Origin of the sequence: Phenylobacterium aquaticum, assembly GCF_022695515.1 — a bacterium.
GTDB lineage: Bacteria > Pseudomonadota > Alphaproteobacteria > Caulobacterales > Caulobacteraceae > Phenylobacterium > Phenylobacterium aquaticum.
In genome coordinates this window covers 1-26595 of record NZ_JALDPT010000047.1, presented here as the reverse complement: position 1 = coordinate 26595, position 26595 = coordinate 1, and the positions used below count along the sequence as shown (strand labels likewise).

The 26595-nt window shown below is 69.4% G+C and carries 31 protein-coding genes; 25 read left to right on the top strand and 6 right to left on the bottom strand.

Translation table 11 applies throughout. The features are described 5' to 3' along the window. Nucleotides 1-258 (top strand): TolC family protein (locus MQH10_RS23535; protein ID WP_242566420.1); only part of this gene is annotated, 258 nt, incomplete at its 5' end. A gap of 28 nt (nucleotides 259-286) precedes the next feature. Here MQH10_RS23535 and MQH10_RS23530 read toward each other — a convergent pair. Next, nucleotides 287-919, bottom strand: a complete 633-nt coding sequence (locus MQH10_RS23530; RefSeq protein ID WP_242566419.1) for a TetR/AcrR family transcriptional regulator — start codon at nucleotides 917-919, stop codon at nucleotides 287-289. A gap of 100 nt (nucleotides 920-1019) precedes the next feature. On the opposite strand from MQH10_RS23530, the gene MQH10_RS23525 reads away from it, so the two are divergent. Together MQH10_RS23525 and MQH10_RS23520 are read left to right on the top strand one after the other, a co-directional pair. Further along, nucleotides 1020-1844, top strand: a complete 825-nt coding sequence (locus MQH10_RS23525) for an SDR family NAD(P)-dependent oxidoreductase (protein ID WP_242566418.1) — start codon at nucleotides 1020-1022, stop codon at nucleotides 1842-1844. A gap of 24 nt (nucleotides 1845-1868) precedes the next feature. After that, on the top strand, nucleotides 1869-4715 hold the full coding sequence (locus MQH10_RS23520) for an amino acid permease (RefSeq protein ID WP_242566417.1): 2847 nt from the start codon (nucleotides 1869-1871) through the stop codon (nucleotides 4713-4715). Here the strand turns inward: MQH10_RS23520 and MQH10_RS23515 are convergent. Beyond that, the gene (locus tag MQH10_RS23515) at nucleotides 4664-4963 is read right to left on the bottom strand and encodes a hypothetical protein (RefSeq protein WP_242566416.1); all 300 of its coding nucleotides are present in this window, start codon (nucleotides 4961-4963) and stop codon (nucleotides 4664-4666) included. The two genes, MQH10_RS23520 and MQH10_RS23515, sit on opposite strands and share 52 nt — an antisense overlap. Nucleotides 4964-5304: 341 nt before the next feature. On the opposite strand from MQH10_RS23515, the gene MQH10_RS23510 reads away from it, so the two are divergent. Beyond that, nucleotides 5305-6054 (top strand): SDR family NAD(P)-dependent oxidoreductase, encoded by a 750-nt coding sequence (locus MQH10_RS23510; protein ID WP_242566415.1) that lies wholly within the window; start codon nucleotides 5305-5307, stop codon nucleotides 6052-6054. Nucleotides 6055-6139: 85 nt separating this feature from the next. Next, nucleotides 6140-8164, top strand: a complete 2025-nt coding sequence (locus tag MQH10_RS23505; RefSeq protein ID WP_242566414.1) for an NADPH-dependent 2,4-dienoyl-CoA reductase — start codon at nucleotides 6140-6142, stop codon at nucleotides 8162-8164. Nucleotides 8165-8182: 18 nt separating this feature from the next. Here MQH10_RS23505 and MQH10_RS23500 read toward each other — a convergent pair whose 3' ends face one another. After that, nucleotides 8183-8488 carry a DUF1244 domain-containing protein gene (locus MQH10_RS23500; RefSeq protein WP_242566413.1) on the bottom strand — a complete coding sequence of 102 codons (306 nt, stop codon included), beginning with the start codon at nucleotides 8486-8488 and terminating at the stop codon, nucleotides 8183-8185. A gap of 138 nt (nucleotides 8489-8626) precedes the next feature. Between MQH10_RS23500 and pip the strand changes: the two genes are divergently transcribed. Continuing rightward, nucleotides 8627-9712, top strand: a complete 1086-nt coding sequence (gene pip, locus MQH10_RS23495) for a prolyl aminopeptidase (RefSeq protein WP_242566412.1) — start codon at nucleotides 8627-8629, stop codon at nucleotides 9710-9712. Here the strand turns inward: pip and MQH10_RS23490 are convergent. After that, a complete protein-coding gene (locus tag MQH10_RS23490) occupies nucleotides 9709-10560 on the bottom strand; it encodes a metal-dependent hydrolase (protein WP_242566411.1) in 852 nt (283 codons plus the stop codon). The genes pip and MQH10_RS23490 overlap by 4 nt on opposite strands. A gap of 62 nt (nucleotides 10561-10622) precedes the next feature. Here MQH10_RS23490 and MQH10_RS23485 point away from each other — a divergent pair, with 62 nt between their 5' ends. The 14 genes from MQH10_RS23485 to MQH10_RS23420 all read left to right on the top strand — a co-directional run bounded on the left by MQH10_RS23485 (nucleotide 10623) and on the right by MQH10_RS23420 (nucleotide 22393). Further along, entirely contained in the window at nucleotides 10623-11240 is a 618-nt protein-coding gene (locus MQH10_RS23485) for a TetR/AcrR family transcriptional regulator (RefSeq protein WP_242566410.1), read from the top strand. Nucleotides 11241-11322: 82 nt separating this feature from the next. Next, entirely contained in the window at nucleotides 11323-11985 is a 663-nt protein-coding gene (locus tag MQH10_RS23480) for a response regulator transcription factor (protein ID WP_242566409.1), read from the top strand. Then, nucleotides 11982-13382 carry an ATP-binding protein gene (locus tag MQH10_RS23475; RefSeq protein WP_242566408.1) on the top strand — a complete coding sequence of 467 codons (1401 nt, stop codon included), beginning with the start codon at nucleotides 11982-11984 and terminating at the stop codon, nucleotides 13380-13382. Before MQH10_RS23480 ends, MQH10_RS23475 begins: the two co-directional genes overlap by 4 nt. Nucleotides 13383-13492: 110 nt before the next feature. Continuing rightward, on the top strand, nucleotides 13493-14152 hold the full coding sequence (locus MQH10_RS23470) for an MtnX-like HAD-IB family phosphatase (protein ID WP_242566407.1): 660 nt from the start codon (nucleotides 13493-13495) through the stop codon (nucleotides 14150-14152). Between the two features lie 10 nt (nucleotides 14153-14162). Further along, nucleotides 14163-15560: an aspartate aminotransferase family protein gene (locus tag MQH10_RS23465; RefSeq protein ID WP_242566406.1), complete on the top strand. Its 1398-nt coding sequence runs from the start codon at nucleotides 14163-14165 to the stop codon at nucleotides 15558-15560. Nucleotides 15561-15570: 10 nt separating this feature from the next. Continuing rightward, entirely contained in the window at nucleotides 15571-16491 is a 921-nt protein-coding gene (locus tag MQH10_RS23460; protein ID WP_242566405.1) for an arginase family protein, read from the top strand. Next, nucleotides 16488-16859, top strand: a complete 372-nt coding sequence (locus tag MQH10_RS23455) for a DMT family transporter (protein WP_242566404.1) — start codon at nucleotides 16488-16490, stop codon at nucleotides 16857-16859. The genes MQH10_RS23460 and MQH10_RS23455 overlap by 4 nt, the downstream gene beginning before the upstream one ends. A 10-nt stretch (nucleotides 16860-16869) precedes the next feature. Then, nucleotides 16870-17727, top strand: coding sequence for an alpha/beta hydrolase (locus MQH10_RS23450; protein ID WP_242566403.1), 858 nt, complete (start codon nucleotides 16870-16872; stop codon nucleotides 17725-17727). Further along, nucleotides 17720-18832, top strand: coding sequence for a GNAT family N-acetyltransferase (locus MQH10_RS26960; RefSeq protein WP_242566402.1), 1113 nt, complete (start codon nucleotides 17720-17722; stop codon nucleotides 18830-18832). Before MQH10_RS23450 ends, MQH10_RS26960 begins: the two co-directional genes overlap by 8 nt. Next, on the top strand, nucleotides 18829-19230 hold the full coding sequence (locus tag MQH10_RS23440; RefSeq protein ID WP_242566401.1) for a DMT family transporter: 402 nt from the start codon (nucleotides 18829-18831) through the stop codon (nucleotides 19228-19230). The genes MQH10_RS26960 and MQH10_RS23440 overlap by 4 nt, the downstream gene beginning before the upstream one ends. Then, a complete protein-coding gene (locus tag MQH10_RS23435; protein WP_242566400.1) occupies nucleotides 19227-19991 on the top strand; it encodes a MipA/OmpV family protein in 765 nt (254 codons plus the stop codon). Before MQH10_RS23440 ends, MQH10_RS23435 begins: the two co-directional genes overlap by 4 nt. Beyond that, the gene (locus MQH10_RS23430) at nucleotides 19988-20236 is read left to right on the top strand and encodes an acyl carrier protein (RefSeq protein WP_242566399.1); all 249 of its coding nucleotides are present in this window, start codon (nucleotides 19988-19990) and stop codon (nucleotides 20234-20236) included. Before MQH10_RS23435 ends, MQH10_RS23430 begins: the two co-directional genes overlap by 4 nt. After that, a complete protein-coding gene (locus tag MQH10_RS23425) occupies nucleotides 20236-21480 on the top strand; it encodes a beta-ketoacyl-[acyl-carrier-protein] synthase family protein (protein WP_242566398.1) in 1245 nt (414 codons plus the stop codon). The genes MQH10_RS23430 and MQH10_RS23425 overlap by 1 nt, the downstream gene beginning before the upstream one ends. A 10-nt stretch (nucleotides 21481-21490) precedes the next feature. Further along, nucleotides 21491-22393: a fatty acid desaturase family protein gene (locus MQH10_RS23420; RefSeq protein ID WP_242566397.1), complete on the top strand. Its 903-nt coding sequence runs from the start codon at nucleotides 21491-21493 to the stop codon at nucleotides 22391-22393. 4 nt (nucleotides 22394-22397) lie between these two features. On the opposite strand, the gene hpxZ is transcribed toward MQH10_RS23420, so the two are convergent. Together hpxZ and MQH10_RS23410 are read right to left on the bottom strand one after the other, a co-directional pair. Further along, nucleotides 22398-22781 (bottom strand): oxalurate catabolism protein HpxZ, encoded by a 384-nt coding sequence (gene hpxZ, locus MQH10_RS23415; RefSeq protein ID WP_242566396.1) that lies wholly within the window; start codon nucleotides 22779-22781, stop codon nucleotides 22398-22400. Beyond that, on the bottom strand, nucleotides 22778-23779 hold the full coding sequence (locus MQH10_RS23410) for a bile acid:sodium symporter family protein (RefSeq protein ID WP_242566395.1): 1002 nt from the start codon (nucleotides 23777-23779) through the stop codon (nucleotides 22778-22780). Before MQH10_RS23410 ends, hpxZ begins: the two co-directional genes overlap by 4 nt. Before the next feature lie 180 nt (nucleotides 23780-23959). On the opposite strand from MQH10_RS23410, the gene MQH10_RS23405 reads away from it, so the two are divergent. The 5 genes from MQH10_RS23405 (at nucleotide 23960) to MQH10_RS23385 (ending at nucleotide 26409) form a co-directional block, all read left to right on the top strand. Beyond that, nucleotides 23960-24295: a hypothetical protein gene (locus tag MQH10_RS23405; RefSeq protein ID WP_242566394.1), complete on the top strand. Its 336-nt coding sequence runs from the start codon at nucleotides 23960-23962 to the stop codon at nucleotides 24293-24295. A gap of 20 nt (nucleotides 24296-24315) precedes the next feature. Continuing rightward, entirely contained in the window at nucleotides 24316-24708 is a 393-nt protein-coding gene (locus MQH10_RS23400; protein ID WP_242566393.1) for a hypothetical protein, read from the top strand. A gap of 155 nt (nucleotides 24709-24863) precedes the next feature. Beyond that, nucleotides 24864-25352 carry a DUF6644 family protein gene (locus MQH10_RS23395; protein ID WP_242566392.1) on the top strand — a complete coding sequence of 163 codons (489 nt, stop codon included), beginning with the start codon at nucleotides 24864-24866 and terminating at the stop codon, nucleotides 25350-25352. A gap of 26 nt (nucleotides 25353-25378) precedes the next feature. Beyond that, the gene (locus tag MQH10_RS23390; protein WP_242566391.1) at nucleotides 25379-25870 is read left to right on the top strand and encodes a DUF6644 family protein; all 492 of its coding nucleotides are present in this window, start codon (nucleotides 25379-25381) and stop codon (nucleotides 25868-25870) included. A gap of 149 nt (nucleotides 25871-26019) precedes the next feature. Continuing rightward, the gene (locus MQH10_RS23385; protein WP_242566390.1) at nucleotides 26020-26409 is read left to right on the top strand and encodes a DUF6152 family protein; all 390 of its coding nucleotides are present in this window, start codon (nucleotides 26020-26022) and stop codon (nucleotides 26407-26409) included. Nucleotides 26410-26595: the final 186 nt, after the last annotated feature.

The following is a 26595-nucleotide window of genomic DNA, read 5'->3' as shown; positions in this document are numbered from 1 at the left end:
CCGACCGAGCGGGCACGGACCCCAGCCACCGACCTCCGGCCGACCGGGTCGCCGCCCAGGACCGGCTGGTCGCGCGCGACCACCAGCCAGACCCTGGCCCAGGCCCGCTATGACCGCGGCGTCGACAGCTATCTGACCCTGCTCGACGCCCAGCGGACGCTCTATGGCGCGCGCCAGACCCAGCTCGCCGCCAAGCTGGCCGAGCTGAACAACCGGGTGACGCTCTACAAGGCGCTCGGCGGCGGCGTCTGGCCCTAGGTCTTGGCCTGGCGGACATGAAAGTCCGTCAGGTTCGACTCGCCCGTTGCAGGGACTGCATGCTCTCCAGGAACATCACCTTGAAGGTGGCGGGAAGCTCCTGGGCGATGGGGCCGGGCACGTCGCGGGCCAGTCGGCCGGCATAGAGCGAGAACTGGATCAGCATGGTGAAGGTGGCGACCAGCCGGTTGGTCTCCACCCCAGGCAGCATGGGCGCGGCGACGCCGGCCAGGTGCCGCGCGTTCTGCAGGGTGTCTTCGAGGTCGAGCGCCTGGAGCTCCGGGTCGGTCTGGACGATCGCCCACAGGCCGATGATCAGCCGGTCCCGCTGAAGCAGCTCGAAATAGGCGTCAAAAGAAAGACTTAGCGCCTCGGTCAGCGCTTCCAGAGACTTCACGCCCGCCACGTGATGATGCAGCAGGGTGCGCGCCTCGGCCTGGTGCCGGATCAGGATCGCGCGGCAGATGGCCGAGCGGTCGGCGAAGTACTGATAGAGCGAACCGATCACCAGATCCGCCCGCTTGGCGATCTCGCTCATGGTCACGCCCTGGGCGCCGCGTTCCACGATCAGGTCCGTCGCCGCGTCCAGGATCTTCTGGACGGTGGCCTTGGAGCGCGTCTGGGTCGCGCGCCGCCGACGGGGAGCTTTCACCTCTGACATGGCCTTTCCCTAGCCCAGGCCTCGTCGGCTTGCCAATCATAATATGATAGACTATCACGTTTAAGCCCGTCAGGACGCGGCGGGCTTAGGGGGACATGTCATGGCGGGGACGGCCTTGATCACGGGAGGCGCCGGCGCGATCGCCACGGCGCTCTCCGGCAAGCTGCTTGAGCGCGGGTTCAGGCTGGTGCTGGTGGACCTGGACGCGGACCGACTGGCCGAGGCCGCGCGGCGCGCGCCAGATCGCATCAGCGTCCATGTCGCCGACCTGACCCGCCCCGCCGACCTGGAGGGCGTCGCCGACCTGATCGGGTCGATCCCGGACCTGGTCCTGCTGGTCAACAACGCCGGCGTCATCCGGCCCGGCGACTATGCGGACCTGGCCTATGACGATGTCGCCCTGCACATGGCGGTGAACCTCCTGGCGCCCATGCGCCTGACCCATGCGGCCGCGGCGCGGTTTCGGGCCGAGGGCCAGGGCTGCATCCTGTCGATCGTCTCCGCCGCGGGCCTCGTGGCCTTGCCGGGCAGCGCCGCCTACAGCGCCTCGAAGTTCGGATTGCGCGGCCTGCTCATCGCGCTCGCCCAGGAGCTGGAACCCCAAGGCGTGAAGATCCGCAGCCTGTTCCCCGGCGCCGTCGACACCCCGATGCTGCGCTATGAGGCGACCCACGGCGGCTCGGTCCTGAACTTCCTGAACAAGGACGTGCTGACCGCGGATGAGGTCGCGGCCGCCGCCGTGAAGGCCATGGACGGAGGACGGATCGAGGTTTCCCTGCCCGAGGGCGAGGCCCTGCTGGGTCGGATCATCTGCGCCTTTCCAGCCCTGATGCCCAAGGTGCTGCCCCACTTCGTCAAACAGGGCGAGCAGGGTCTGAAGCGCTTTCTAGAGTCCCGCGGCCTTACCGCCGCCCCGCCCCGCTGACCGCCGCGATTCCGGAGACCTGAGATGGACGACATTGTCCGCGCCGCGGCGCGCAAGTTCGAGACCGGCAAGCGCCGCAAGTTCCTGTCGACCCAGAAGATCATCTTCCTGGTGGTCGCCGCCGCGGCGCCGCTTGCGGCCATGGTCGGCAACCTGCCCATCGCGCTGAGCCGCGGATTAGGAGCCGGGACCCCCGCGGCCTTCCTGTTCGCGGGCCTCACCCTGCTGTGCTTCTCGGTGGGCTATGCGGCGATCAGTCGGCGCGTGGTCAGCACCGGCGCCTTCTACACCTATGTCGCCAAGGGACTGGGCAAGCCGATCGGGGTGTCGGCGGCCTTCACGGCGATGATCGCCTATGTCGGCTATACGGTCGGGCTGGCGGCCTTCCTTGGCTATTTCGCCGCCCTGGCGGGGGAGAGCGCGGGCGTCCACGTCTCCTGGCTGGCCCTGGCGCTGGGCGGGATCGCCATCGTCGCCGTGCTCGGATACCGCTCGATCGACCTGTCCTCGAAGGTGCTGGGCGTGCTGATGGCCGCCGAGGTCGGGGTGCTGGCGGTGTTCGACATCGCGGTCCTGGTCAGCAAGGGCTGGCACGCCCTGCCGCTGGAAAGCTTCGCGCCCGCGGCCATGACCGGGCCGGGCCTGGGGGTCGGGCTGATGATCACCTTCACCTCCTTCATCGGCTTCGAGTCGGCGGCTCTGTACGGCGAGGAGGCCGAGGAACCGACCCGCAGCATCCCGATCGCCACCTACGCCTCGGTGATCCTGATCGGGATCTTCTACCTGCTCACCGCCTGGCTGACGGTGGGCGCCGTGGGGGCGGAGAACGCCAGCCGGACGGCGACGGCTGAGGGCGGGGCCTTCATGCTGAACCTCACCGGCCGCTATGTCGGAAACACCATCGAGCAGCTGATGGGGGTGCTGGTGGTCACCTCGCTGCTGGCCTCCTATCTCGCCCTGCACAACGCCGCCGCGCGCTATCTCTTCGCGCTCAGCCGCGAGAAGCTGCTGCCCCCGGTGCTCGGCAAGTTCCACCCGGCCCGCTATGCGCCGTCCAACGCCAGCGCGGCGGTCAGCGTGATCACGCTCCTGGGCGTCGGCGCCTTCGGCCTGACCCGGCTCGATCCCTATCTGACCCTGATCCCGGCCCTGATCGGCCTGGGCACCTTCGGCATCATCCTGATCCAGGCCATGGCCGGCACAGCGATCTTCGCCTACCTCTGGCGGGCCCGCACGCCGGGCCAGTGGATGGTGCTGAGCGCGGCGGCCGCAGGCGCCGTGGGCCTGATCATCGCCGCCGTTCTGGTGGTGCAGAACTTCAGCCTCCTGACCTCGTCCAGTCTGCCGCAGATCGCCTATCTGCCCTGGCTGTTCGCGGTGACGGTCGCCTTCGGGATCGGCTTCGCGGCCTGGATGCGCCGCCATCGCGCCAAGGCCTACAGCGTGCTCGCCGAGACCCATCTGCGCGCCGACAGCGCCCGCGAGATTCCCAAGGTCGAATTCGACGGCCGCTATTGCATCATCGGCGGCGGGCCCTGCGGCCTGCTCGCCGCCCGCGCCTTCACCCTGGCCGGCGTGCCCTATGACCAGTTCGAGCGCCACAGCGATGTCGGCGGCATCTGGGACATCGAGAACACCGGCTCGTCGATGTACGAGTCCGCCCACTTCATCTCGTCGAAATACACCTCGGCCTTCTTCGGCGCACCGATGCCGGAGAGCTATCCGGACTATCCCGACCACCGGCAGCTGCTGGCCTATATCCGCGATTTCGCCCGCCGCTTCGGCCTGAAGGACAAGATCACCTTCGGCGTCGAGGTGGTGAAGGCGACGCCCCTGGGCGACAGCGCCGAGGACGGCTGGCGGGTGGAGCTGTCGACCGGCGAGACCCGCACCTACAAGGGCGTCGTCGTGGCCAATGGCGTCACCTGGCATCCCAGCCTGCCCAGCTATCCGGGGCTGGAGCGGTTCAAGGGCGAGGTGCGCCACGCGGTCACCTATCGCCGGCCGCAGGAGTTCGCCGCCAAGCGGGTGCTGATCGTGGGGGCCGGCAATTCCGGCGTCGACATCGCCTGCGACGCCGCCCGCCACGCGGACAAGGCCTTCATCAGCCTGCGCCGGGGCTATCACTTCGTGCCCAAACACATATTCGGCGTGCCGACCGACGTGTTCCTGGGCGGCGGCGTGCATCCGCCCAAGGGCGTGGTGATCCCCGATGATCCGGACAAGATGCTGGGGGCGTTGGTCGGCGACCTGACCCGCTATGGGCTGAAGGCCCCGGACCACAAGGCGATGCAGTCGCACCCGATCATGAACACCCAGATCCTGCACTATCTGGCCCACGGCGACCTGACGGCCAAGGAGGACATCGTGTCCTTCAGCGAGACCGGGGCGGTGTTCAAGGACGGCTCGGTCGAGGCCTTCGACATGGTGCTGTTCGCCACCGGCTACGACTACCGCATGCCCTTCCTCGACGAGGCCCTGTTCGACTGGAAGCAGGGGCGACCCCAGCTCTATCTCAACATCTTCCACCGTCGCCTGCGCGGCCTGTCGGTGGTGGGCTATGTCGAGTTCGCCTCAGCCGGCTATCAGCGCTTCGACGAGATGGCGCAGATGGTCGCCATGGACGCGGTGATCGAGCAGTCGGGCGTTGAGCGCGAGACCTGGCGGCGCATGAAGGCTGAGGCGCGGCCCGACCTGCGCGGGGCCTCGACCTATGTCGATAGCCCGCGCCACGCCAACTATGTGGACGTGACCGTCTATCGCCGGGTGCTGGCCGAGATCCGCCAGACCTTCCGCTGGCCCGATCCCAGCGACGCGCTCTATCGGCCGCTGGATCGGGACGCGGTCGAGACCCAGCTGGCGGCGGAGTAGAGGCGGACGTCAGCCCGCCATCCGCGCGGTTCGAAGGCCGCCGGGTGCAGGAACCGCCCGGCGAGCGCGCCGTCGCGCAGGAAGATCCTCACCTCGGCGCTGAGGCCGGACTCGGCGGTGCGGGCGGCGAGCGCGCGGGCGGCGGATTCGGCCCGGGCGCCGCTGGGGTGAACCTCGGCCTCGCCGAGGATGTCGGATTGAACGGACCATCCCGCCTCGGCGGGGGCGACGGAAATCAGCAGAGCCATGGAAAGCTCCCGTATTGGATCGTGATCGGGGTGGCGGATGCATCGATCCGCGTCATGCGTGGGGTGCGGCGGCGCCGGGGCGCACCGCGAGGTGCGACGTCAGGCCCGCATTCGGGGCAGGGGGTGATGACATCGCCGCATGGGGCCGGTCCTGTTCCAACGGTCAGTGTCATTGAGATAGGGGCGTGAAGGGCAAGGCGCCATCCAGAACTCCTGAAATCCGCCCCAGTTTCCCTTAGGCGAGGGACTTGCGGCCCAGGCGCGCGCGCCGCTTGCCTTCCGCAGGGCGCCCTGTGTTTTTGGGTCAGCCGCGCCCGTCGCGTGGCGTCCTTGGGGGCCCTATGCGCACTGACCTTTCCGGCCGCACCGCCTTGGTGACCGGCGCGTCCAGCGGTTTCGGCCGCCATTTCTGTCAGCTGCTGGCCCGCTCGGGCGCCGAGGTGATCGCCGCGGCCCGGCGCACCGACCTGCTGGACAGCCTGGTCGCCGACATCGCCGCCGAAGGGGGCAAGGCCCAGGCGCTGCGCCTGGACGTCGCCGACGAGTCACAGGTGGTCGAGGCCCTGAGCGGGCTCGAGGCGCTCGACATCGTCGTCAACAACGCCGGCATCGCCGGTCCCAGCCGGGCGATCGATTGCGAAGGCGACGAGTGGCGCTCGATCTTCGACGTCAATGTCAACGGCGCCTTCTATGTCTCGCGCGAGGCCGCCCGGATCATGCGCAAGGCCGGACGGGGCGGCTCGATCATCAATATCGCCTCGATCACCGGCCTGCGGACCGCCCATTCGGCGGCGGCCTATGCGCCGTCCAAGGCGGCTGTGATCCACATGACCAAGTCGCTGGCCATGGAATGGGCGCGCTTCGGGATCCGGGTGAACGCCATTGCGCCGGGCTATATCGAAACCGACCTGAACCGGGAGTTCCTGCTGTCGCCGGCCGGGGAGGACATGAAGAAGCGCATCCCGCAGCGCCGCTTCGGCGAGATCGCCGACCTCGACGGCCCGCTGCTGCTCCTGGCCTCGGACGCCTCGGCCTACATGACCGGCAGCGTGCTGGCGGTCGACGGCGGCCATCTGGCGAGCCCCCTCTAGCCGCAACCTCAGCCATGAACCTGGACGGCCCAGAGCGCCGATCCTAGGACTCTCCACAAAACATTAGGGCCCGGAAAAACCTGCGATGACCAAATACCCGCACCTGTTCTCGCCCCTCGACCTGGGTTTCACCCGGCTGAAGAACCGGGTGATCATGGGCTCGATGCATACGGGGCTGGAGGACATCCCCAACGGCTACGCCCGTCAGGCCGCCTATTTCGCGGAACGCGCCCGGGGCGGGGTCGGCATGATCATCACCGGCGGCATCGGACCGAACCGCGAGGCCGGCGGCGGCGCCAAGCTCTCGACGCTGGAGGAGGCCGCCCAGCACCGCACCGTGACCGAGACGGTCCACGCCGCCGACCCGGACGTGAAGATCTGCCTGCAGATCCTGCACGCCGGCTCCCTGGCCCGCAGCGCCGACGCCGTCGCCCCCTCGGCGATCCGCGCCCGCATCGCCCCCAATGTGCCGAACGAGCTGGACGCGGCGGGGATCGAGAAGCAGCTGGCCGACTTCGCCAACTGCGCGGCCATGGCCAAGCTGGCCGGCTATGACGGCGTCGAGATCATCGGCTCGGCCGGCTACCTGCTCTCCACCTTCCTGGTCGAGCGCACCAACCAGCGCACCGACCAGTGGGGCGGGAACTTCGAGAACCGCATGCGCTTCCCCGTCGAGGTGGTGCGCCGGGTCCGCGAGGCCGTGGGGACCGACTTCATCGTGGTCTTCCGCATCTCGGCCATGGACATGCTGCAGGGCGGCCTGGCCTGGGACGAGGTCGTGACGCTCGGCAAGGCCGTGGTCGAGGCCGGCGCGAGCATCGTCTCGACCCACTTCTGCTGGCACGAGGCCCAGGTTCCGACCATCGCCACCATGGTGCCGCGCGCCGCCTTCGCCCAGGTGACCGGCCGCCTGCGCAAGGAGCTGACCGTTCCCCTGATCACCTCCAACCGCATCAACATGCCCGACGTGGCCGAGGCGGTGCTGGCCCGCGGTGACGCCGACCTGATCTCGATGGCCCGGCCCATGCTGGCCGACCCCGACCTGGTGCTGAAGGCCCAGCAGGGCCGCGAGGACGAGATCAACACCTGCATCGGCTGCAACCAGGCCTGCCTGGACCACACCTTCACCGGCCGGCTGACCAGCTGCCTGGTCAATCCGCGCGCCTGCCGCGAGACCGAGCTGAACTTCCCGGCGGTCACGGCCGCCAAGTCCGTGGCGGTGGTGGGCGCCGGCCCGGCGGGCCTGGCCTATGCGACCGTGGCGGCCGAACGCGGCCACAAGGTCACCCTGTTCGAGGCCGGCCCCGAGATCGGCGGCCAGTTCAACCTGGCCCGCCGCATCCCCGGCAAGGAGGAGTTCAACGAGACCCTGCGCTACTTCCGCAAGCGGATCGAGGTGCTGGGCATCGACCTGAAGCTGAACACCAAGGTCGACGCCGACCAGCTGAAGGCCGGCGGCTTCGACGAGGTGATCATCGCCACCGGCATCGAGCCGCGGACGCCGGAGCTGGAGGGCATCCATCACCCCAAGGCGGTCAGCTATATCGACGTGATCATGGGCCGTAAGCCGGTCGGCAAGCGGGTCGCGATCATGGGCGCGGGCGGCATCGGCTTCGACGTCGCCGAGCTGATCACCCATGCGGGCGTCTCGGCCTCGATGGACATCGACGTCTTCGCCAAGGAATGGGGCATCGACTTCGTCAATCACCCGCGCGGCGGGGTGACCGGGGTCGAACCCGTGGTCGCCAAGTCGGACCGCGAGGTGACCCTGATGCAGCGCAAGTCCGACGCGGTGGGTAAGTCGCTCGGCAAGACCACCGGCTGGACGCACCGGCTCACCCTGCAGCGGCGCGGCGTGAAGATGCTCAATGGGGTCGAGTACCTGAAGATCGACGACGCCGGCCTGCACGCCCGGGTCGGCGACCAGCCGGTGCTGTTCGAGGTCGACACGGTGATCATCTGCGCCGGCCAGCTGCCCAAGCGCGACCTCTACGATCAGCTCCAGGCGGCGGGCGTGAACGCGACCCTGGTAGGCGGCGCCTATGAGGCGGCGGAGCTCGACGCCAAGCAGGCGATCAACCAGGCCACGGAACTGGCGGCGGCGATCTGAAGACGGTCGGGCCGGGCCCTAGCGTCCGGCCCGCAGCTTCTCATTCAGGGCGAGGCTCGCCTCCATGCGGGCCAGCTGTTCCGGCGTGGCGGGCGGCTGGCGCGCCTTCCATTCGGCCTGGGTCATGCCGTAGATCGCCTCGCGGGCCTGGTCACGGCTGAGCGCGCCGTCGGAGGCCTCGCTGACCCAGTCGCCCAGGCAGTTGCGGCAGAATCCGGCCAATCCCATCAGATCGACGTTCTGAGCGTCGGTGCGCATCCGCAGGTGCTCGACCAGCCGGCGGAACGCGGCGGCGGCGAGACGGTCGTCGATCGGGTCAATCATTTCGGGCCTCGGGTCAGGACGGGCGGATTTCCGGCTTTAGCCCGGCGCGCGCCCGTCGTCAGGCCAGGAATTGCTTGCGAGCCCCCCGCGAATGGGCTGCAAACGCCCTCAGTGAGTGACTTTACGACGAGGACGACCATGGATTTCTCCCGGCTGCGCGCGACCAGCAAGGTCGTCGACGAGTGGAAATATCCACTGGTTCCGGCCCGGGCGAGCGGGCTGCAGCCGGTCGACCGCGACCCCGACCACGCCCTTTATTGGGAGGAATACGGGAACCCGGACGGCGAGCCGGTGATGTTCCTTCACGGCGGTCCGGGCGGCGCGTGCGCACCGGTCATGTCGCGGTTCTTCGATCCCGCTCGCTATCGGGTGATCCTGTTCGACCAGCGCGGCTGCGGCAAGAGCACGCCCAATGTGGCCGCGGACGGGCCCAAGGCGGCGCTGACCCGCAACACCACCGACCATTTGGTGGACGATATCAACGCCTTGCGCGACGCGCTCGGGATCACCGGCAAGATGCACGTCTTCGGCGGCAGCTGGGGCAGCACGCTCGCCCTGGTCTATGCGATCCGCCACCCGGACAAGGTGGCAGCCCTGATCCTGCGCGGCATCTTCATCGGCGCGCGCCAGGACCTGCTCTACATGTACCAGGGCAATGCGGCGGTGGCGGACCAGACGCCCTATGCGCTCTCCGAGCCCGGCGCCTACATCGCCTATCCGGAGGCCTGGAAGGCGTTCCTGGCGCCCATCGCCCCCGCCGACCGGGGCGACGTCATGGCCGCCTACAAGACGATCTTCGATCTGCAGCCGACATCCGAGGCCGAGCGCAAGCGCCAGCTGGAGGCCGCCGTCGCCTGGTCGGTCTGGGAGGGCACCATCTCCAACATGATCCCGGACGAGGCCGACAGCGGCAAGTTCGGGGACGCCGACTTCGCCCTCTGCTTCGCCCAGATCGAGGCGCACTTCTTCGCCCACAACCTGTTCCTGCCGCCCGACTACATCCTGGCCAATGTCGACAAGATCGCCGGCGTCGACACCTACATCGTCCACGGCCGGTTCGATCAGGTCTGTCCCCTGACCCAGGCCTCGCAGCTCGTGGCGGCCCTGGAGGCGATCGGGTCGCCCCCGAAGGCCTATGTGAAGACCAATGCCGGACACAGCGCCATGGAGGCGGAGACCGTCCTGGCCCTCACCGCCATTATGGACGGCCTGCCGCCGATCTAGGCCGCGGCAGGCGTGACCGCGGCGTCGAACTCGGCCTTCCAGACGGCGAGTTCGGGACGGGTCTTGTGGTCCCACGGATGGAAGCCGGGGCGATACCAGGCGAGATAGGTCTTCCAGCCGCGCCGGAAGATGCCGGGGTTTCCCCAGACATAGGTCTTCACCGCCTTCAGCGCCGCCTTGGGCGAATAGCCGTCGGCCTCCAGCAGACGCGCGGCGAACTGGGTGATGTTGCGGCTGAACATGAAGGTGACGATCGCCATCGAGATCACCCGGCGGCGGTAGCGCAGGAAGGGCGACCAGTCCTTGGTCACCTCCATGAAGACGTCATAGGCGACCGCCTTGTGCTCGGTCTCCTCCATGGCGTGCCAGCGCCACATGCGCTCGATCTCCGGGTCGGCCTTATCGAACAGATCCTGGTGGGCCATGTGCATGTCGGCCATCATGGCGGTGAAGTGCTCGAGCGCGATGGTCGAGATCAGCATGGCCATGGGACCGCGCTCGCGGGCGGCGGTGGTGCGCTGGCGCACCTCGGCTTCGATCTCGGCGACCGGATAGCGGTCGCGGTCGATCAGCTGGTTCAGCCCATGGTGCTCGCGCGAGTGAATGGCCTCCTGGGCGATGAAGCCCCGGACATCCTCCAAGAGCTTGCCCTTCAGCTGCGGGCGATAGTTGCGCACCGCGTCCATGAACAGCCGCTCGCCATCCGGAAAGGTGAGGGACAGGGCGTTGAACACCGCCGTGCCGACCGGGGCGCCGCCCAGCCAGTGGCCCTTGCGGGCGGCCTCGACGTCAAAGCGGATGTCGCGGGGCAGGACGTCCACATCGCTGGGCGTGGTCTTGGCGGTCATGGCGTGGCTCCTTGCATCGGGCTAGGAAAGCTGATGCTCGCAATATGGTCTTACCGACAAAAATGTCAATAGAAGCTTCGGCGAAGCGGACGCGGGTCCGCCGGTCGCCCGAGGCGGCGCGGGAGAACATCCTGGCCGCGGCCGAGGCGCTGCTGATCGAGAAGGGGCCGCAGGCCCTGAAGCTGGCCGATGTCGCGGCCGCCGCCGGCGTGGTGCACGCCACGGTGCTGCACCACTTCGGCTCCATCGCCGATGTGCATACCGCCCTGATGGAGCGGATGATCCGCCAGCTGGTGGCCCAGATCCTTGAGGCCGACGATCCCGATGAGCCGGCGGCGACCCGCGCCGAGAGCGGGGCGCGGATGTTGTTCGACGCCTTCGAATCCCGCGGCGCCGCGCGCCTGGCCGCCTGGCTGGAGCTGACCGGCGAGTCCCGACGCCTGACCCTGGTGCGGGAGGCGGTCAATGAGGTGGTCGCCAACCGTCTGGCGCCCAAGGGGCTGGACCCGGCCGCGGCCGAGGACCTCGTCCTGGTCAGCGTGACCCTCGCCATGGGGGTCGGGCTGTTCGGCGACTCCCTGGCCGAGCTGATGGGCAAGCCCCCCGGCCGCACGCGGGAGCTGGCGGCGAACCTGCTGCGCGGCTGGATGGCCGCGTTCTCAGCGGGCCTCATCCGCTAGCCGTCGGCTCCGGACCGCCGCAATATGGCCGGCAATTGGCCGGATGCTTATTGGGCGTCCGAACGAGAGCTCGACAGATCCGATGCGCCTGCTGCTGGCCGAAGACGACGAGATGCTGGGGGCGGGCCTGAAGCGGACCCTGCAGAGGGTCGGCTATACGGTGGATTGGGCGATGGACGGCGAGGAGGCCATCGCCGCGGCCAAGGCCCAGGACTATGCGCTGATCCTGCTCGACCTGGGCCTGCCGCGCGTCGACGGCATGGAGGCTCTGCACGCGATCCGCGCCCAGAAGGACCTGACCCCGATCATCATCCTGACGGCGCGCGACCGGCCGGAGCAAAAAGTCGGCGGGCTGGACGGCGGCGCGGACGACTATGTGGTCAAGCCCTTCGACCTGGAGGAGCTGCTGGCCCGCATCCGGGCGCAGATCCGCCACCGCGAGCGCCGGGCTAGCGATGTGCTCGCCACCCACGGGGTGCAGATCGACCTGGCGGCGCGCACCGCGACGCTCCATGACCAGCCGGTGGCGCTGACGGCCAAGGAGTTCAAGGTCCTGGCGGTGCTGATGCGGCGCATGGGCCAGTTCGTCAGCAAGGACGAGCTGGAGGCCGCGCTCTATGACGCCGCCGCCGAGGTGGAGAGCAACACCATAGAGGTCGCCATCTATGGCCTGAGGCGCAAGCTGGGCGCCGAGCTGATCGTGACCGCCCGCGGCCTGGGCTATATGGCGCCGCGCCAGCCATGAGCGCCCGCGCCGCCCGGCCGTCCTCCCTGCTGTCGGCCCTGTTCGGGCGGGTCGGCGCCCTCGTCGTCCTGATCATCGCCGTGATCGGCCTGATGGCCTTCGTCTCGGCCCTGCGGCAGATCGACAAGGTCTATGACGGCCAGCTGATCATCGGGGCCAATGTCCTGCGGGCCCTGATGGCCGAGGAACTGCATCCCTCGGCGGCCGGCGGCCAGGCGGTGGAAGTGGACGATGCGCCCCTGCTGAGCCGCGAGGACCGGCGGGCGTTCGACAACTACGCCGAATGGCGGATGTTCCGGGTCTGGCGCGGCCGCCAGCTGGCCCTGAGGTCGGACACCGGCCCGCTGATCGCGGAGCCGCCGCGGGTTGAGGGGTTTTCCCAGACCCGGGACCAGCGCTGGCGTTGGCGGGTCTACACCCTGAAGGTCCCCGACAGCGACGTGACCGTCCAGGTGGGCGAGCGCACCGACATCCGCCTGGTGCTGGTCAGCGGGGTGGTGCTGGGCCTGGCGATTCCGCTGCTGGCCCTGATCCCCACCGTGGCGGTGCTGATCTGGCTGTCCCTGAACCAGGGCCTGCGAAGCCTGAGGGTGCTGATCGACCAGATCGGCCAGAGGACCTTGCGCGATCTGTCGCCGCTCGACCTGGAGGCCTGGCCCCGCGACCTTCACCCCCTGGTGCGGTCGATCAATCTGTTGCTGGAGCGGATCAACCGGGCGCGGCGGCAGGAGCGCCAGTTCCTGGACAATGCGGCCCACCAGCTGCGGACCCCCTTGGCGGCGGTGAAGCTGCAGGCCCAGATGATCGCCCACGAGACCGATCCCTCGGAACGCGAGGCCCTGACCCGCGCCCTGGTGGAAGGCGTGGATCGCGCCACCAATCTGACCGAGCAATTGCTGACCCTGGCGCGGCTGGAGGCCCAGCTCGAGGTCGGGCAGGGGGGCGATCTGCGCCAGGAGGCGGTGGCGGCCATCGCCGACCTGGCCCCGCTGGCCGCGCGCCGCGGCGTCGGGCTGAGTTTCGAGGGCGAGGCCGAGGCGCCCGCGACCGATCCCATCCTGCTGCGGCTGATCGCCGTCAATCTGATCGAGAACGCGATCCATCATGCGCCGGCGGGATCGGAGGTCACCGTCCGCCTGGCCCGGACCCATGAGCGGGCCTATCTGGAGGTCACCGACCAGGGCCCCGGGATCGCGCCGGCGGAGCGGGACAAGGTGGTGCGGCGCTTCTATCGCGGGGCCGACAACACCGCGCCGGGGTCCGGCCTGGGCCTCGCCATCGTGGCCGAGGCGGCGCGCCTGCTGGGCGGCCAGCTGATCCTGGCCGACCGGGCCGACGGCCAGTCGGGCCTGAGGGTGCGGGTGGAGTTCGCGGCGCCGGCCACGGATTTCAGCTGATCGGGCGACCCGCCAGATTCCGCCGATCGCCCAAATAAAGCTCAGCTTGCATCAGTTTGGCGTCAGTCTCGCCATCTAGGTAGCGCGTCCCACGCCACGGACGCCCCCCGATGCAGGTCTTTTGCGATTTTGACGGGACCATTTCCGTCGCCGACAGCACCGATCACGTGCTGCGCCACCTGGCGGACCCGGCCTGGGAAGCGCTCGAGGACGACTGGGTCGCCGGACGCATCGACGCGGCGGCCTGCATGCGCGGCCAGGTCGCCCTGATCGGCGGATCGGACGCCGAGCTGGACGCGGTCCTGTCGGCGGTGACCCTCGATCCCGGCTTCGCGGCCTTCGCCGACTGGTGCGCGACCGCGGGCGTGCCCCTCACCATCGTCAGCGACGGCGTCGACCGGTTCATCCGCGCGATCCTGGCGCGGGAGGGCCTCGCCCACCTGCCCGTCATCAGCAACCGCCTGGCGGGCGAGGCCGGCGCCCGGCGCCTGGAGCAGCCCCATCGCCGCGAAGGCTGCGGCGCGGGCTCCGGGGTCTGCAAGTGCGAGGCGACGGCCCGGCTGACCGCTCCCGATCAGGCGGTGGTCTATATCGGCGACGGACGCTCGGACTTCTGCGTCTCCGGCCGGGCCGACATCCTGTTCGCCAAGGCGGCCCTGGCCGACTACGCGGCCGGCCGCGCGCGGCCCTACCACAGCTTCCGCACCTTCCACGACATCACCACGACGCTGAGCGCCCTGAAGGGCGACCGCCGCGTCACCGCCTCCTGAGGAGTTTTCCATGTACGACGCGCCTTCCGCCGAGCCCCTGGACGAAGCCGAGCTGCGCCGCCTGGAGGCGCGCTACTGCTCCTACGGCGACACCGTTCACTACATGGCCGAGCCCAAGTTCTTCACCGGCTGCGACGGGTCGTTCATGTACGACGCCGAGGGCCGGGAGTTCCTGGACCTGCAGATGTGGTACTCGGCCGTCAACTTCGGCTACCGCAACCCGCGCCTCGACGCCGTCGCCAAGGCCCAACTGGACCGGCTGCCCCAGGTCGCCTCGCAATATCTGCATCGGGAGAAGGTCGAGCTCGCCGCCGTCATCGCCCAGGACGCGGAGCGCAAGTTCGGCCACGCGGGGCGCGTCCATTTCAATGTCGGCGGCGCCCAGGCGGTCGAGGACAGCCTGAAGGTCGTGCGCAACGCCAGCGGCGGCAAGAGCCTGATGTTCGCCTTCGAGGGCGGCTATCACGGCCGCACCCTGGGCGCCTCGGCGATCACCTCGTCCTATCGCTATCGCCGCCGCTACGGCCACTTCGGCGACCGCGCCCAGTTCATCGAGTTCCCCTACCACTTCCGCGGCCCCAAGGGCATGAGCAAGGAAGAGTACGGCGAGCAGTGCGTGGCCAAGTTCGCCCGCCTGTTCGAGACCGAATACAACGGCGTGCTGGACACCAAGACCGGCCAGGCCGAGTTCGCCGCCTTCTATGTCGAGCCGATCCAGGGCACCGGCGGCTATGTCGTGCCGCCGCCTAACTTCTTCAAAGGCCTGAAGAAAGTCCTCGACCAGCACGGCATCCTGATGGTCGTCGACGAGATCCAGATGGGCTTCTACCGGACCGGCAAGCTGTGGGCGATCGAGCACTTCGACGTCCAGCCGGACGTGCTGGTGTTCGGCAAGGCGCTCACCAACGGCCTCAATCCGCTTTCCGGCCTGTGGGCGCGGGAAGAGCTGATCAACCCGACGGTCTTCCCGCCCGGCTCGACCCACTCGACCTTCAACTCCAACCCCATGGGAACCGCCGTCGGCCTGGAGGTCATGCGCATGACCGCCGAGGGCGACTATGAGACCCAGGTCACCGCCAAGGGCGCCTATTTCCTGGAGGGGCTCCGCACCCTGCAGAAGCGCTGGCCCCAGATCGGCGACGTCGACGGCCTGGGCCTCGCCCTGCGGGCCGAGATCTGCAAGGCCGACGGCTTCACGCCGGACAAGGCCCTGCTCGACGAGATGGCCGAGGAGGGGATGAAGGCCGACATCGAGGTCGGCGGCAAACGCTACGGCCTGATCCTCGACGTCGGCGGCTACTACAAGAACGTCATCACCTTCGCGCCCTCGCTGCACATCTCCTATGCGGAGATCGACCTGGCGATCGAACTGCTCGACGCCCTGTTCAAGCGCTGCGTCCGGGACTGATCGACTGCCCATGCGCCCGGTGTTCCTCAGGCTCGATGACGCGTTGGACGCCCAGTCCGACTTCGCCCGCGCGGCCGAGGGGCAGGGCGGGCGAAGCCTCGACGCGCGCGATCTGGGGCCGGCCCTGCGGCTCTGGGCCCCGGCGTCCCGGCTGGCGGACCTGCGCAGCCGCCTGGCGCGGGACCTGCCCTTGGCCGAGCGCGCGGACCTGGTGTTCGCGGGGTCGGGGGATTTCCATCATGTCAGCCCCCTGCTGATCGAACGGGCCCTGGCCTGCGCCGGCGGGCCGGCGACGGTGATCCACCTCGACAACCATCCGGACTGGATGACCTTCGCGCGGGGCCGCCATTGCGGGTCGTGGGTGGGGGAGGCCGCGCGCCTGCCCGGCGTCGCCAAGGTGATCACCATCGGGGTCTGCAGTCCCGACATCGGCCGCGCCCGCGCCCGCCAGGGCGACATCGGCCTGCTGGAGGACGGCCGGCTCGAGCTCTACGCCTGGTGCGCGCCCGAGGGTGAGGCCGAGGTGCTGCTGAACGGGCGCGCCTGGCCGACCGTCAGCGCCCTGGGCGAGGCGGCCTTTCTCGACCTGCTCGACCGCCGGATCGAGACGGCCCAGGTCTATGTCACCCTCGACAAGGACGTGCTCGCCGGCGACGAGGCGGTGAGCAACTGGGACCAGGGCCAGGCGAGCCTCGACTTTGTTCTGGCGGTGCTGGACCGGGTGGCGGCGGGGCGCGAGCTGATCGGCGCCGATGTGGTCGGCGACTGGTCCCGGCCGGTCTATGGCGGCACCCCGGGACGCGCCTGGATCAAGCGCGTCGAGGCCTATCTCGACCAGCCGCGTCAGGCGCCGGACGCGGCCATTGCGCGGCGGATCAACGAGGCCGCCAATCTGAAGCTGCTCGACGCCTTCGCGAGGGCGGCGGCATGAACGAGACCCATCTGATCCCCGCCGCCCTGGGCCTGCTGGCCTTCTGCGTGGCGGCCGAGACGGTCCAGCAGCTGGCTTTCAAGTCTGGCGCGGACCGGGCCAGCGACCACGGCGGCCATCCCGCGCGCGTCGCCCTGCAGCCCCTGATCTGGCTGGGCGTCGGCCTGTGGGTGGTGGAGAGCATCGCCTGGGTCCTGGTTCTGCAACGCGCGCCCTTGAGCCTGGCCTATCCGATCATGACCGCGACCTACGCCACCGTCCCCCTGGGCGGCCTGATCCTGCTGCGGGAACGGATGTCCGCCCGGCAGCGGCTGGGCGCCGGCCTGATCTTCGCGGGCGTGCTCTGCGTCGGCCTTTCCGGACTGTGAGACGCCGCCCATGACCGCCCAGATCCGCGACTTCCGGTTCCGCCTCGACGCGAAGAGCGGCAAGGCCGTGCTGCTGATTCACGGTCTCACCGGCGCGCCCGGCGAGATGAAGTTCCTGGCCCGGCGGCTGCACAAGCGCGGCCTGTCCGTGGCCGCCCCGCTGCTGGCCGGCCATGGGCTGGACGAGGCCCACCTGCTGCGCACGGACTGGCGCGATTGGCGCGACTCCCTGCTCAAGCCCCTCGAGGAGCTGCGGGCGGATCACGACGAGGTCTATGTCGCCGGCATCTGCGTCGGCGGCGCGCTCGGCCTCGCCCTCGCCGCCGAGGCGCCGAGCATCAAGGCCGCGGCGGTCTATTCCATGACCTACCGCTATGACGGCTGGAACATGCGCCACTGGTACAGCCCGCTGGCGCCCTTCATCGAGCCCTTCGCCGGCCTGCCGCTGATCCGCCGGCTCAGCTTTGAAGAGCCCTATCCCTTCGGCCTGAAGGACGAGCGGCTGCGGGACGGCATGACCGCGACCCAGGGGGCGGTGATCCCCGGCGCCCTGGACCGGCTGCCCCTGGGGGCGATGGCGGAGATGTACCGGCTGACCAGGCATCTGGACGAGATCGGATCGCAGATCCGGCTGCCGACCCTGCTGATCCACGCCCGCGACGACGACATGGCCCATCCGCGCAATTCCGAGCGCCTGCAAAAGGCGCTGGGCGGGCCGACCGAGCTGCATCTGCTCGAGGACTGCTACCACATGGTCCATGTCGATCTGCAGCGGGACCTGGTGGCCGATCTGACGGCCGACTTCTTCGGCGCGGCCCCGATCGCGGCCCGGTTCGCCCGTCCCTATCGGGAGCCGGTCGGTGCTTGAGGCCCGGGTCATGACCTCGATCCACCAGGTGGGCCAGCCGGCCTGGGACGCGTGCTTCCCCGGCGCGCTGGAAGGGTTCGACTACCTCGCGGCGGTTGAGGGCGCGGGTCTCGCCGACTTCGCGTTCCGCTACGTGGTGGTCACCGACCAGGGGCGGCCGGTGGGGGCCGCCCCTGGCTTCATCTGCGACTATCCCCTGGATACGACCCTGAACGGCGCGGGCCGGGGCCTGGTCACGGCGGTCCGACGCCTGGCGCCCCGCGCCTTCACGGTGAGGCTGGCCGCCCTGGGCTCACCGTGTACGGAGGATGTCAGCCTGGGCCTGGCGCCTGGTGTCGATCCCGGCCGCCACGACGAGATCGCCCGCCTCGCCCTCCAGGCCTTCGAGACCGAGAGCCTGGCCGAGGGCTGCGGCCTGATCGCGGTGAAGGACGCCCCGGTCGCCGCCGCCCACATCGGCGCCGCCGCCCGGGCCCTGGGCTATCAGCCGACGCCGGGCATGCCGAGCGCGGTGCTGGACATCACATTCGCCGATCTGGACGGCTATCTGGCCGGCCTGAGCCGCGCCACCCGCAAGGATCTGCGCCGCAAGCTACGCGGTCGGGCGGGACTGCAGATCGAATTGCGCCGCGACCTGACGGGGCTGGAGGACCGGATCGAGGACCTCTACGCCCAGACGCGGGCCCGGTCCGACCAGCAGCTGGAAAACCTGACCGCCGCCTATTTCACCGGCGTGCTGGAGCGCCTGGGCGAGCGGGCCTTCTGCGTCCTCTATTTCCTGGGCGACGACCTGATCGGCTTCAATCTGATGCTGCAGGACGCCGAGACCCTGCTCGACAAGTTCTTCTGCATGGAGACCGAGCGCGGCCCCGCCCACGACCTCTATTTCGTCAGCTGGATCCACAACATCGGCCTGTGCCTGGAGCGGGGCCTCAAGCGTTATCAGAGCGGCCAGGCCGGATACGCGACCAAGCGACGGCTCGGCTGCGCCTTTCCGGCCACGGAGATGTTCTTCCGCCATCGCCGGCCCTGGGTGGACCGGGCGCTCAAGTGGGCCGCGCCGATGTTCGCGGACGATCCTGTCGCTGAAGGCGCGGCGGCATGAGCGTGGGACAGTCCTCCCCGGTTTTGGCGCGCGTGGCGCGGGGACTGGTGTGGCTGGCCATGCCCCTGCTCAGCCTGGGCAACCAGTATCTGGCCGAGCGCACCGCCCACGCCCTGCTGGGGCTCCCCTTCGGATGGGGTTGGCTGGTCGCGGCGATCCACAGCCCCTTTGTCCAGGGCTGGGCGGCGCTGGAGGTGGTCACCCTGGTGGTCTGGATGCAGGTCCTGACCCACCTGAAGCTCAGCGCCGCGTTTCCGATGACCGCCATCGGCTACATGCTGGTGATCGGCATGGGCTGGACCCTGTTCGGCGAGCCGGTCACGGCCTCGCAGGTGGCTGGCAGCCTGGCGATCCTGCTGGGCGTCTGGCTGCTCGGAGACGGGGAGGCCGAGGCGTGAGACGGCTCCTGGCCCTGATCGGTCTCCTGACCCTGATCGCCGCCCCGGCCTTTGCGGGCGCGCCGGACTGGACCCTTGATTGGGGGGCGGTGGGCCGGGTGCGGCCCGCCCATCTCGGCTCGGAGACCTATCGCACCGACCTCGTGCCCGTGCTGGCCGCGACCTATGGCGAGGATGTCAGCGTCAGCATCGACGACGGCGGCAAGTGGAAAATGCTCAAGGCCGGGACCCTGTCGGCAGGACCTGTCGGCGAATACCGCCAATCCTTCAATGACGATCTGCCCAAGCATGGCTTCCGCACCCGCGACGCCGTCGAGGTCGGCGCCTTCGTGGAGAAGCGGACACCGGTCGGCGACATCGAGGTTCGCATGCGCCGGGCGCTGAACGGCTATCGCGGCTGGTCGGGCGATCTGGCCTTCGACACCGGCGGGCGGGTCACGCCCAAGCTGGAGGTGGGGGCCGAGGCCCGCCTGTCTTGGGCCGACCAGAGGTTCACCGAGGAATATTTCGGCCAGAGGCGCGCGCCGCCCTCGCACTTCGGCGGGCCGCACTTCCACGACAACGACTACCTGACCGCCGGGGTCCAGGTCGGCGCGGCGCGGGATCTGACGCCGAACACCCGCCTCGTCGCCGAGGTCACCGCCGACCACATGCTGGGCGAGCTGCCCAGCCGCGGCCTGTTCCCCAGCCGCAACGTCTTCACCGCCTCAATCGGCGTCGTTCTCCACTGGTCCAAGTCCCCCTCAAGGAGCCGGTCATGAAAGCCACGGAATCTGAGCTGCTCGACATGCTGAGCCAGGAGGCCATCCTGGATCGCGCCCGCCTGGTGCGCGAGGCCACCCTGGCCGACCTGGGCATCTCCTCCATCGACGTTATCAGCCTGCTCTTCGAACTCGAGGAGAAGTTCGGCGTGGTCATCGAGGAGGGCGAGATGCCCGAGATGAGCACGGTCGGCGAAATGATGGATTTCCTGCTGGCCAAGATCAACGCCGAGCCGCAAGCGTGATGAGCCATCCCCGACGCATCGTGGTCACCGGCCTGGGCGCGGTCTCCGCCCTGGGCGCCAGCGCTGAGGCCAATTGGAGCGCGGCCCGCGACGGGGTGTGCGGCATCGCTCCGCACCTGTTCGACCCGGGGGCCCATGGTCCCGAGCCCGTGACCCTGCCCGCCGCCCTGGCCCAGCCCGGCTTCGCCGCGGCGCTGGAGGCGCGGATGGGCCGCAAGCTCACGGCGACGCTGGACCGCTTCGCCCTGTTCGCCCTGGCCTCGGCCTTTGAGGCCCTGGATCAGGCGGGGCTGATCGAGCACCCCGCGCTCGACCAGCGCACGGCGGTGGTGCTGGGCCATGGCCAGGGCGGCCAGGAGACCCTGGAGAAATCCTACGAGCGGTTCTTCGGCCAGAAGACCCAGCGCATGCACCCGACCAGCGTGCCCAAGATCATGGTCTCCGGCGCGGTCAGCGCGGTGGCGATGCAGTTCGTCATCCATGGTCCGGTCTTCGCGACCTCCAGCGCCTGCGCCTCCTCGGCCCATGCAGTGGTGCAGGGCGCCGGGCTGATCCAGACCGGCCTCGCCGACATCGCCGTGGTCGGCGGCTCGGAGGCCATCGCGACCGCGGGCTCCATGGCCGGCTGGCAGGCGATCCACGCGCTGTCCGACACCACCTGCCGGCCGTTCTCCGCGGGGCGTGACGGGATGGTGATGGGCGAGGGCGGGGCGGTGCTGGTCCTGGAGGAGCGGGAGCACGCCCTGGCGCGGGGCGCCCGCATCCTCGGGGAATATCTGGGCGCGGGGATGAGCTCTGACGCCTTCCACATCACCCAGCCCTCGCTCGACGGCACCCAGGCGGCCCTGCGCGGCGCCTGCGTCAATGGCGGCCTGGCCGATCTCGACCAGGTGCTGATCTCGGCCCACGGCACCGGCACGCCGCTGAACGACCAGAACGAGGCGGCCACGATCCACGCGGTGTTCGGCGATCGCGCCGGCCGCCATCCGGTGATCGCCACCAAGAGCGCTCATGGCCACCTGATCGGCGGCTCGGCCGCCCTCCAGGCGGTCATCGCCCTGAAGGCGCTGGAGGCCGGCCTGGCTCCGCCGATCCAGGGTTATCTGGGCGTCGATCCGGAGTGCGACCTCGACCTGGTGCTGGGCGCGGCCCGGCCCATCACCGCCCGCCACGTCCTGCTGAACGCCTTCGCCTTTGGCGGCCTCAATGTCTCCATGGCCTTCGCGGGCCCGAGCGCGGACTAGGAGCCCGATCATGACCTCAGAGCGGCGATCTCCCCCGGGCAGGGGCCTGTTCCGACGCACGGCGTGGGACGCGATCCCGGCCCTGCTGGTCTATGTCCATCTCGGCCTGCTCGCAGCCTTCTTCCTGGCCTGGCCGCATCTGGGCTGGGGCGCGCGGCTGGGCGGGGCGGCGCTCTACGCGCTCGCCATCGGCTGGAACCAGGATTCCGTCGCGCACAACTTCATCCACAATCCCTTCTTCCGCTCCAAGCTGCTGAACCGGATCACCGAATACGCCCTGACGCTGGAGAACGGCGTCCCCCAGACCATGTACCGCTATGTCCATATGCGCCATCACGCCGGCAATTCGGACCGGCCGGACGCCGACGGACAGACCCTCGACCCGATCTCGATCTATCGGCACGGGGCGAATGGACAGGCCGAGCCGATGGTCCCCTATGTCCTGATGGGCTTCTGGCGCGACGACGATCCCTTCACCGTGGCCCGGGAAATCGCCGCCAAGCGCCCGAAGGAAGGCGCGCGGGCGCTGCGCGAATTCTGGGTGATGGCGGCGGTCTATGCGGTCCTGCTGATCGTCCGCTGGGATTTCGTCCTGGTGCTCGCCCCCTTCTACTATCTGGGCCAGAGCCTCTCGTTCCTGATCGCCTATTACGAACATCTGGGCGCCGAGCCGGAGCGGCCGATCGCGTCTGGCGTCTCGACCTATGAGCCGGTCTACAACTGGCTGTTCCTGAACAATGGCTATCACGCCGAGCATCACTATCGGCCGCAGCAGCACTGGACCCAGATGAAGGCGCTGCGCGACCAGATCCGCGCCGATCAGGTCGCCGAGGGCGTGCGGATCACCCCCTGGCCGCATCCCCTGGGCTTTTTGGACCGCACGGCCTGGCGGATTCCCACCGCGGCCGGGTGAGGCTCTAGGCGCCGTCGCCCATCAGCGAGACGTGGGCGGCGACGATCCGCCAGCCCTCGGGCATGCGGGCCCAGGTCTGGCTCTGGCGGCCGATCCGACCGCCGCCGATCCGCTGGAACTCGGTGTTGGCGGTCGCCATGTCGGCGCCGAAACTGGTGATGACCGTATTGGCGAGCGTGCGCGGCGGCGATCCGCCCGGGCGCTCGCGGCGGAACCGGGCGATGGCGTCGAAGCCGTACAGGTTCTCGCCCACCCCGTAGCGCAGGGTATGGTCCGAGCGCCAGAACAGGGCGTCCAAGGCCGCGATGTCATTGTCGCCGAGCGCGACTTCATAGGCCTGGAAGGCCGCGGTCACCTCGGCCAGGATCTGCGGATCATTGATCTTCACGCCACCGCCTCGGCGACGGTCTGGGCCTGGTCGGGTGCGCGCCGCGCGTATCGCCGGGCCAGGGCCGCGGCGACCATCAGCTGCATCTGGTGGAACAGGACGAGGGGGATGATCACCCCGCCGAGCGTCGCGGCCGGGAAGATCACGCTGGCGATCGGCGCGCCGGAGGCCAGCGACTTCTTGGAGCCGCAGAAGACGAGGGCGATCTCGTCCTCGGTGGGAAAGCCGATGCGGCGGGACAAAAGGGTGGTGGCGGTGAGCACACAGGCCAGCAACAGGGCCTCCACCGCCAAGAGGGTCAGCAGCATCACGGGCGTGACCTGCCGCCAGATCCCCTCAAGCGCGGCGGCGCTGAAGGCGGTGTAGACCGCCAGCAGGATCGAGCCCCGGTCGCTGAGCGTCAGGATCGGCTTGTGCCGCGCGGCCCAGTCGCCGAGCCAGGGGCGCAGCAGATGGCCGACCACGAAGGGCGCCAGGATGTGGGTGGCGATCTTGCCGACCTCGCTGAGCGGCGCGGCGCCGGCATGGGTCCCCAGCACCAGGGCGGCGAGGACGGGGGTGAGCAGAACGCCCAGCAGGTTCGAGGCTGTGGCCGCGCAGACGGCGGCGGCGACATCGCCGCGCGCGATCGACACATAGGCGATCGAGCTCTGGACCGTGGAGGGCAGCAGGCACAGGAAGATCACGCCCGTCCAGAGGCTGGCTGGCAACAGGGGCGTGGCGACGGCTCTCAGGGTCAGGCCGAGGACCGGATAGAGCACGAAGGTGCAGGCCAGGATGGCCAGGTGCAGACGCCAGTGAGCGAGGCCGGCGAGGATCGCCTGCCGCGATAGCCGCACCCCCTGCATGAAGAACATCACCCCGATGGCCAGTGTCGTGGCCGCCTGGGCCAGCGTCGCCCAGCCGCCCTGGCAGGGGATCAGCGACCCCAGGGCGGCGGCGGTCACGAGGCCCAGGAGGAAGGGGTCGAGGGCGGGGAGGGACTTGAGGCCGAGCATGCCGCTTCATACCTGGGCGGTCCGCGGCTGGCTTGATCATAGGCGTTGAAGCTGTTGACGCTGCGCGCCGCGCCTTCCGGTTTTGCTTTAAAGTCCTCTCGCCACATGCCCGGCGCCCGGCGCGCGGGCCCGCGTCTAGGCTTCCCTTCGAAAACGGGCGAATTCGAAAGGGCGATCTCCATGGCGGCCAGAGGGGCGAGGCGTTCGCGCGGGCGGATGATGGGGCTGGCCCTGCTGGCCTCGGCGGCGTTCGCCGCGCCAGGCCTGGCCCAGGCGGCGCCGGCGACCGGCCTGACCGGCATGTGGCTGCTCAAGCCCAACGACTTCGCGCGCCAGGACAAGCCGCCCTTCACGCCGGAAGCGGCGGCGGCGGCCGAACAGGCCCGCAAGGCCACCGAGGAGCAGGGCAAGGTGCTGTCCGAGCACGCCCTGAAGTGTCTGCCGATCGGCATGCCCCGGTTCATGACCAATGAGTTCGCCCTGGAGATCCTGGAGACGCCGGCCGGGTCACCCTGATCTCGGAGAACAGCCCCCTGGTGCGCTCGGTCTATCTGGGCCGCAAGACCCACAACCCGGACGCCATTCCCGGCTGGAACGGCCATTCCATCGGCCATTGGGAGGGCAAGACCCTGGTGATCGACACGGTCGCCCTGAACGACCGGATGAGCCACGTGCCGCGCGGCCAGATCCCGTCGGGCGAGACCCATATCGTCGAGCGGCTGCATCTGGAGGCGGGCGGCAAGGTGCTGGTCAACGAGACCACCTTCGAGGATCCGAAACAGCTGACCCGGCCTTACACCACCACCACCCGCTACGACCGCATGCCGCAGGACAGCGAGCTCTGGGAATACGCCTGCGAGGTCGACGCCCCCGGCTGGTCGGAACGCTACGCTGATGATCCGGCGGCCGAGCTGAAGCCCAAGCCCTGATACCGCGCGGGGGAGGGCAGGTCTGGTCAGCGCTTGAGCTGACGATATCCCTTGAAAGTCATCGCCTTCGCGGACGGTCGACGGATCTCGCTGCAGCGCACAATCATTTCCTGCGGCCGACGTCGCCGCGAAGATCGAGACAGAGGCGCCCGATGATGATCGACCGGTTTGTGACCTGGCTGGCGGACAGCCCCGTCAGCGTGACCATCGGCGCCCATGGCTGGATCACCCCCGCGGTCCAGACGGTGCACATCCTGGCCATCGCCGTGATCATGGCCGCGATCCTGATGACCAATCTCAAGGCCCTGGGCGCGGTTGGGGCGGAGGACACCATCCTCGGCTTCTCGCGCCGCTACGCGCCCTGGATCGGCGGCGCCCTGATCGTCCTGCTGCTGTCCGGCGCAACCCTGATCGTCGGCGAACCGCGGCGGTCGCTGGAGAACCCGGTGTTCATCCTGAAGATGGGGCTGCTCTGCGTGGCCCTGCTGCTGACCGCCGCGATCCATGCCCCGCTACGGCGCGACGCCGGCTTCTGGCAGGCGGGACCGCGACTGGCCGTGTTGCGCGGCATGGCCGTGGTGTCCCTGGGCGTCTGGGCGGGCATCGTCTTCGCCGGGCGCTGGATCGCCTACGCCGTCACCTGACATCCATCCTGATCGAGGCCCAGCCCATGTCCCTGTCATCCGTCCTGGCGGCCCTCGAGGCGACGCCCTTCGCCACCGCGATCCGTGAGGGCAGCTATCTCTTCCCGTGGATCGAAAGCGTCCACGTTCTGGCGATCGTGCTGGTCGTCGGCGTGGTCTTCGTCATGGACCTGCGCCTGATCGGGGTCACGGCCGGCGGCCAGGGGATCAATCGGCTGCTGAAGGATTCGACCCCCCTGGTCTGGGCCGCCTTCGTCGTGGCGGCGGTCACCGGCTTTCTGCTGTTCTCGTCCTCGGCGACGACCTACGCCGCCAATCCCGCCTTTCGCCTGAAGCTCGTGGCCCTGGCTGCGGCCGGGCTGAACATGGCCCTGTTCCATCGGGTCAGCCTGAAGGGCGCCGAGGCCTGGGACAATCTGGTCAAGCCGCCGGCCCAGGCGCGCCTGGCCGGGGCCATATCCATGGCCTGCTGGGTGGCGGTGGTCGCCTCGGGCCGCTGGATCGGATTCCTCGCGTGATACGGCCGAGCTTCGCATCCCGTTTGAAAGTCCTGTCCGAGCGAGCGTCTGCCGACCTCGCCCCGGGCGCCTATAATCCCCATTGCGGAAGACGCGGAGCGGGCCGGTGTTCCGGCCCGGTTCGGGCTTCCATCTCAAAAGGCAAGCCGATGAAACTCTGGCAGACAGGCGGCGCGGTCGCCCTGGCGGCGCTCTCCCTGACCCTCGCGGCCACCCCGGCCTCGGCCCACCACTCCGCGGCGATGTTCGATCACGCCAAGATCGTCACGCTGTCGGGGACGGTGAAGGAGTTCAAGTGGATGAACCCGCACGGCTGGATCCAGATCATGGCGCCCGGCCCCGCCGGCCCCGCCACCGAGTGGAGCATCGAGTGCTCAAGCATCAACATCCTGGCGCGCAAGGGCTGGTCCAGCAAATCCTTCAAGCCGGGCGACAAGATCAGCCTGTCCATGCACCCGATGAAGGACGGCTCGGCCGCCGGCTTCGTGCTGAAGGTCGACACGGCTGACGGTCACAGCCTGACCGATCACGACTACTAGGCCCCGGTCTCCCGCCTCTCGGACCGCCCCGTTCAGGGACGGTCCCCCGCCCCAAGCGGCCGCTCAACGGCCGCACCCTTTGTCATGCCCCAAGGAGGAAACCCCATGACCCGATCCAGACTGCTGCTTTGTCCGCTCATCGCCGCCCTGAGCGTCGCCGGCGCGGTCTGCGGACGCCGCGCCGGC

Bases quoted from the DNA above. Each gene is read 5' to 3' on its own strand.
- MQH10_RS23455 (WP_242566404.1), top strand. From the start codon at position 16,488: ATGAACGAGACCCATCTGATCCCCGCCGCCCTGGGCCTGCTGGCCTTC.
- MQH10_RS23450 (WP_242566403.1), top strand. From the start codon at position 16,870: ATGACCGCCCAGATCCGCGACTTCCGGTTCCGCCTCGACGCGAAGAGC.
- MQH10_RS23440 (WP_242566401.1), top strand. From the start codon at position 18,829: ATGAGCGTGGGACAGTCCTCCCCGGTTTTGGCGCGCGTGGCGCGGGGA.
- MQH10_RS23395 (WP_242566392.1), top strand. From the start codon at position 24,864: ATGATCGACCGGTTTGTGACCTGGCTGGCGGACAGCCCCGTCAGCGTG.
- MQH10_RS23410 (WP_242566395.1), bottom strand. From the start codon at position 23,779: ATGCTCGGCCTCAAGTCCCTCCCCGCCCTCGACCCCTTCCTCCTGGGC.
- MQH10_RS23490 (WP_242566411.1), bottom strand. From the start codon at position 10,560: ATGACCGCCAAGACCACGCCCAGCGATGTGGACGTCCTGCCCCGCGAC.
- MQH10_RS23425 (WP_242566398.1), top strand. From the start codon at position 20,236: ATGAGCCATCCCCGACGCATCGTGGTCACCGGCCTGGGCGCGGTCTCC.
- MQH10_RS23430 (WP_242566399.1), top strand. From the start codon at position 19,988: ATGAAAGCCACGGAATCTGAGCTGCTCGACATGCTGAGCCAGGAGGCC.
- MQH10_RS23500 (WP_242566413.1), bottom strand. From the start codon at position 8,488: ATGATTGACCCGATCGACGACCGTCTCGCCGCCGCCGCGTTCCGCCGG.
- MQH10_RS23470 (WP_242566407.1), top strand. From the start codon at position 13,493: ATGCAGGTCTTTTGCGATTTTGACGGGACCATTTCCGTCGCCGACAGC.
- MQH10_RS23385 (WP_242566390.1), top strand. From the start codon at position 26,020: ATGAAACTCTGGCAGACAGGCGGCGCGGTCGCCCTGGCGGCGCTCTCC.
- MQH10_RS23390 (WP_242566391.1), top strand. From the start codon at position 25,379: ATGTCCCTGTCATCCGTCCTGGCGGCCCTCGAGGCGACGCCCTTCGCC.
- MQH10_RS23480 (WP_242566409.1), top strand. From the start codon at position 11,323: ATGCGCCTGCTGCTGGCCGAAGACGACGAGATGCTGGGGGCGGGCCTG.
- MQH10_RS23505 (WP_242566414.1), top strand. From the start codon at position 6,140: ATGACCAAATACCCGCACCTGTTCTCGCCCCTCGACCTGGGTTTCACC.
- MQH10_RS23420 (WP_242566397.1), top strand. From the start codon at position 21,491: ATGACCTCAGAGCGGCGATCTCCCCCGGGCAGGGGCCTGTTCCGACGC.
- MQH10_RS23520 (WP_242566417.1), top strand. From the start codon at position 1,869: ATGGACGACATTGTCCGCGCCGCGGCGCGCAAGTTCGAGACCGGCAAG.
- MQH10_RS23515 (WP_242566416.1), bottom strand. From the start codon at position 4,963: ATGGCTCTGCTGATTTCCGTCGCCCCCGCCGAGGCGGGATGGTCCGTT.
- MQH10_RS23525 (WP_242566418.1), top strand. From the start codon at position 1,020: ATGGCGGGGACGGCCTTGATCACGGGAGGCGCCGGCGCGATCGCCACG.
- MQH10_RS23405 (WP_242566394.1), top strand. From the start codon at position 23,960: ATGGCGGCCAGAGGGGCGAGGCGTTCGCGCGGGCGGATGATGGGGCTG.
- MQH10_RS23510 (WP_242566415.1), top strand. From the start codon at position 5,305: ATGCGCACTGACCTTTCCGGCCGCACCGCCTTGGTGACCGGCGCGTCC.
- MQH10_RS23530 (WP_242566419.1), bottom strand. From the start codon at position 919: ATGTCAGAGGTGAAAGCTCCCCGTCGGCGGCGCGCGACCCAGACGCGC.
- MQH10_RS23485 (WP_242566410.1), top strand. From the start codon at position 10,623: ATGTCAATAGAAGCTTCGGCGAAGCGGACGCGGGTCCGCCGGTCGCCC.
- MQH10_RS23465 (WP_242566406.1), top strand. From the start codon at position 14,163: ATGTACGACGCGCCTTCCGCCGAGCCCCTGGACGAAGCCGAGCTGCGC.
- pip (WP_242566412.1), top strand. From the start codon at position 8,627: ATGGATTTCTCCCGGCTGCGCGCGACCAGCAAGGTCGTCGACGAGTGG.
- MQH10_RS23475 (WP_242566408.1), top strand. From the start codon at position 11,982: ATGAGCGCCCGCGCCGCCCGGCCGTCCTCCCTGCTGTCGGCCCTGTTC.
- MQH10_RS23460 (WP_242566405.1), top strand. From the start codon at position 15,571: ATGCGCCCGGTGTTCCTCAGGCTCGATGACGCGTTGGACGCCCAGTCC.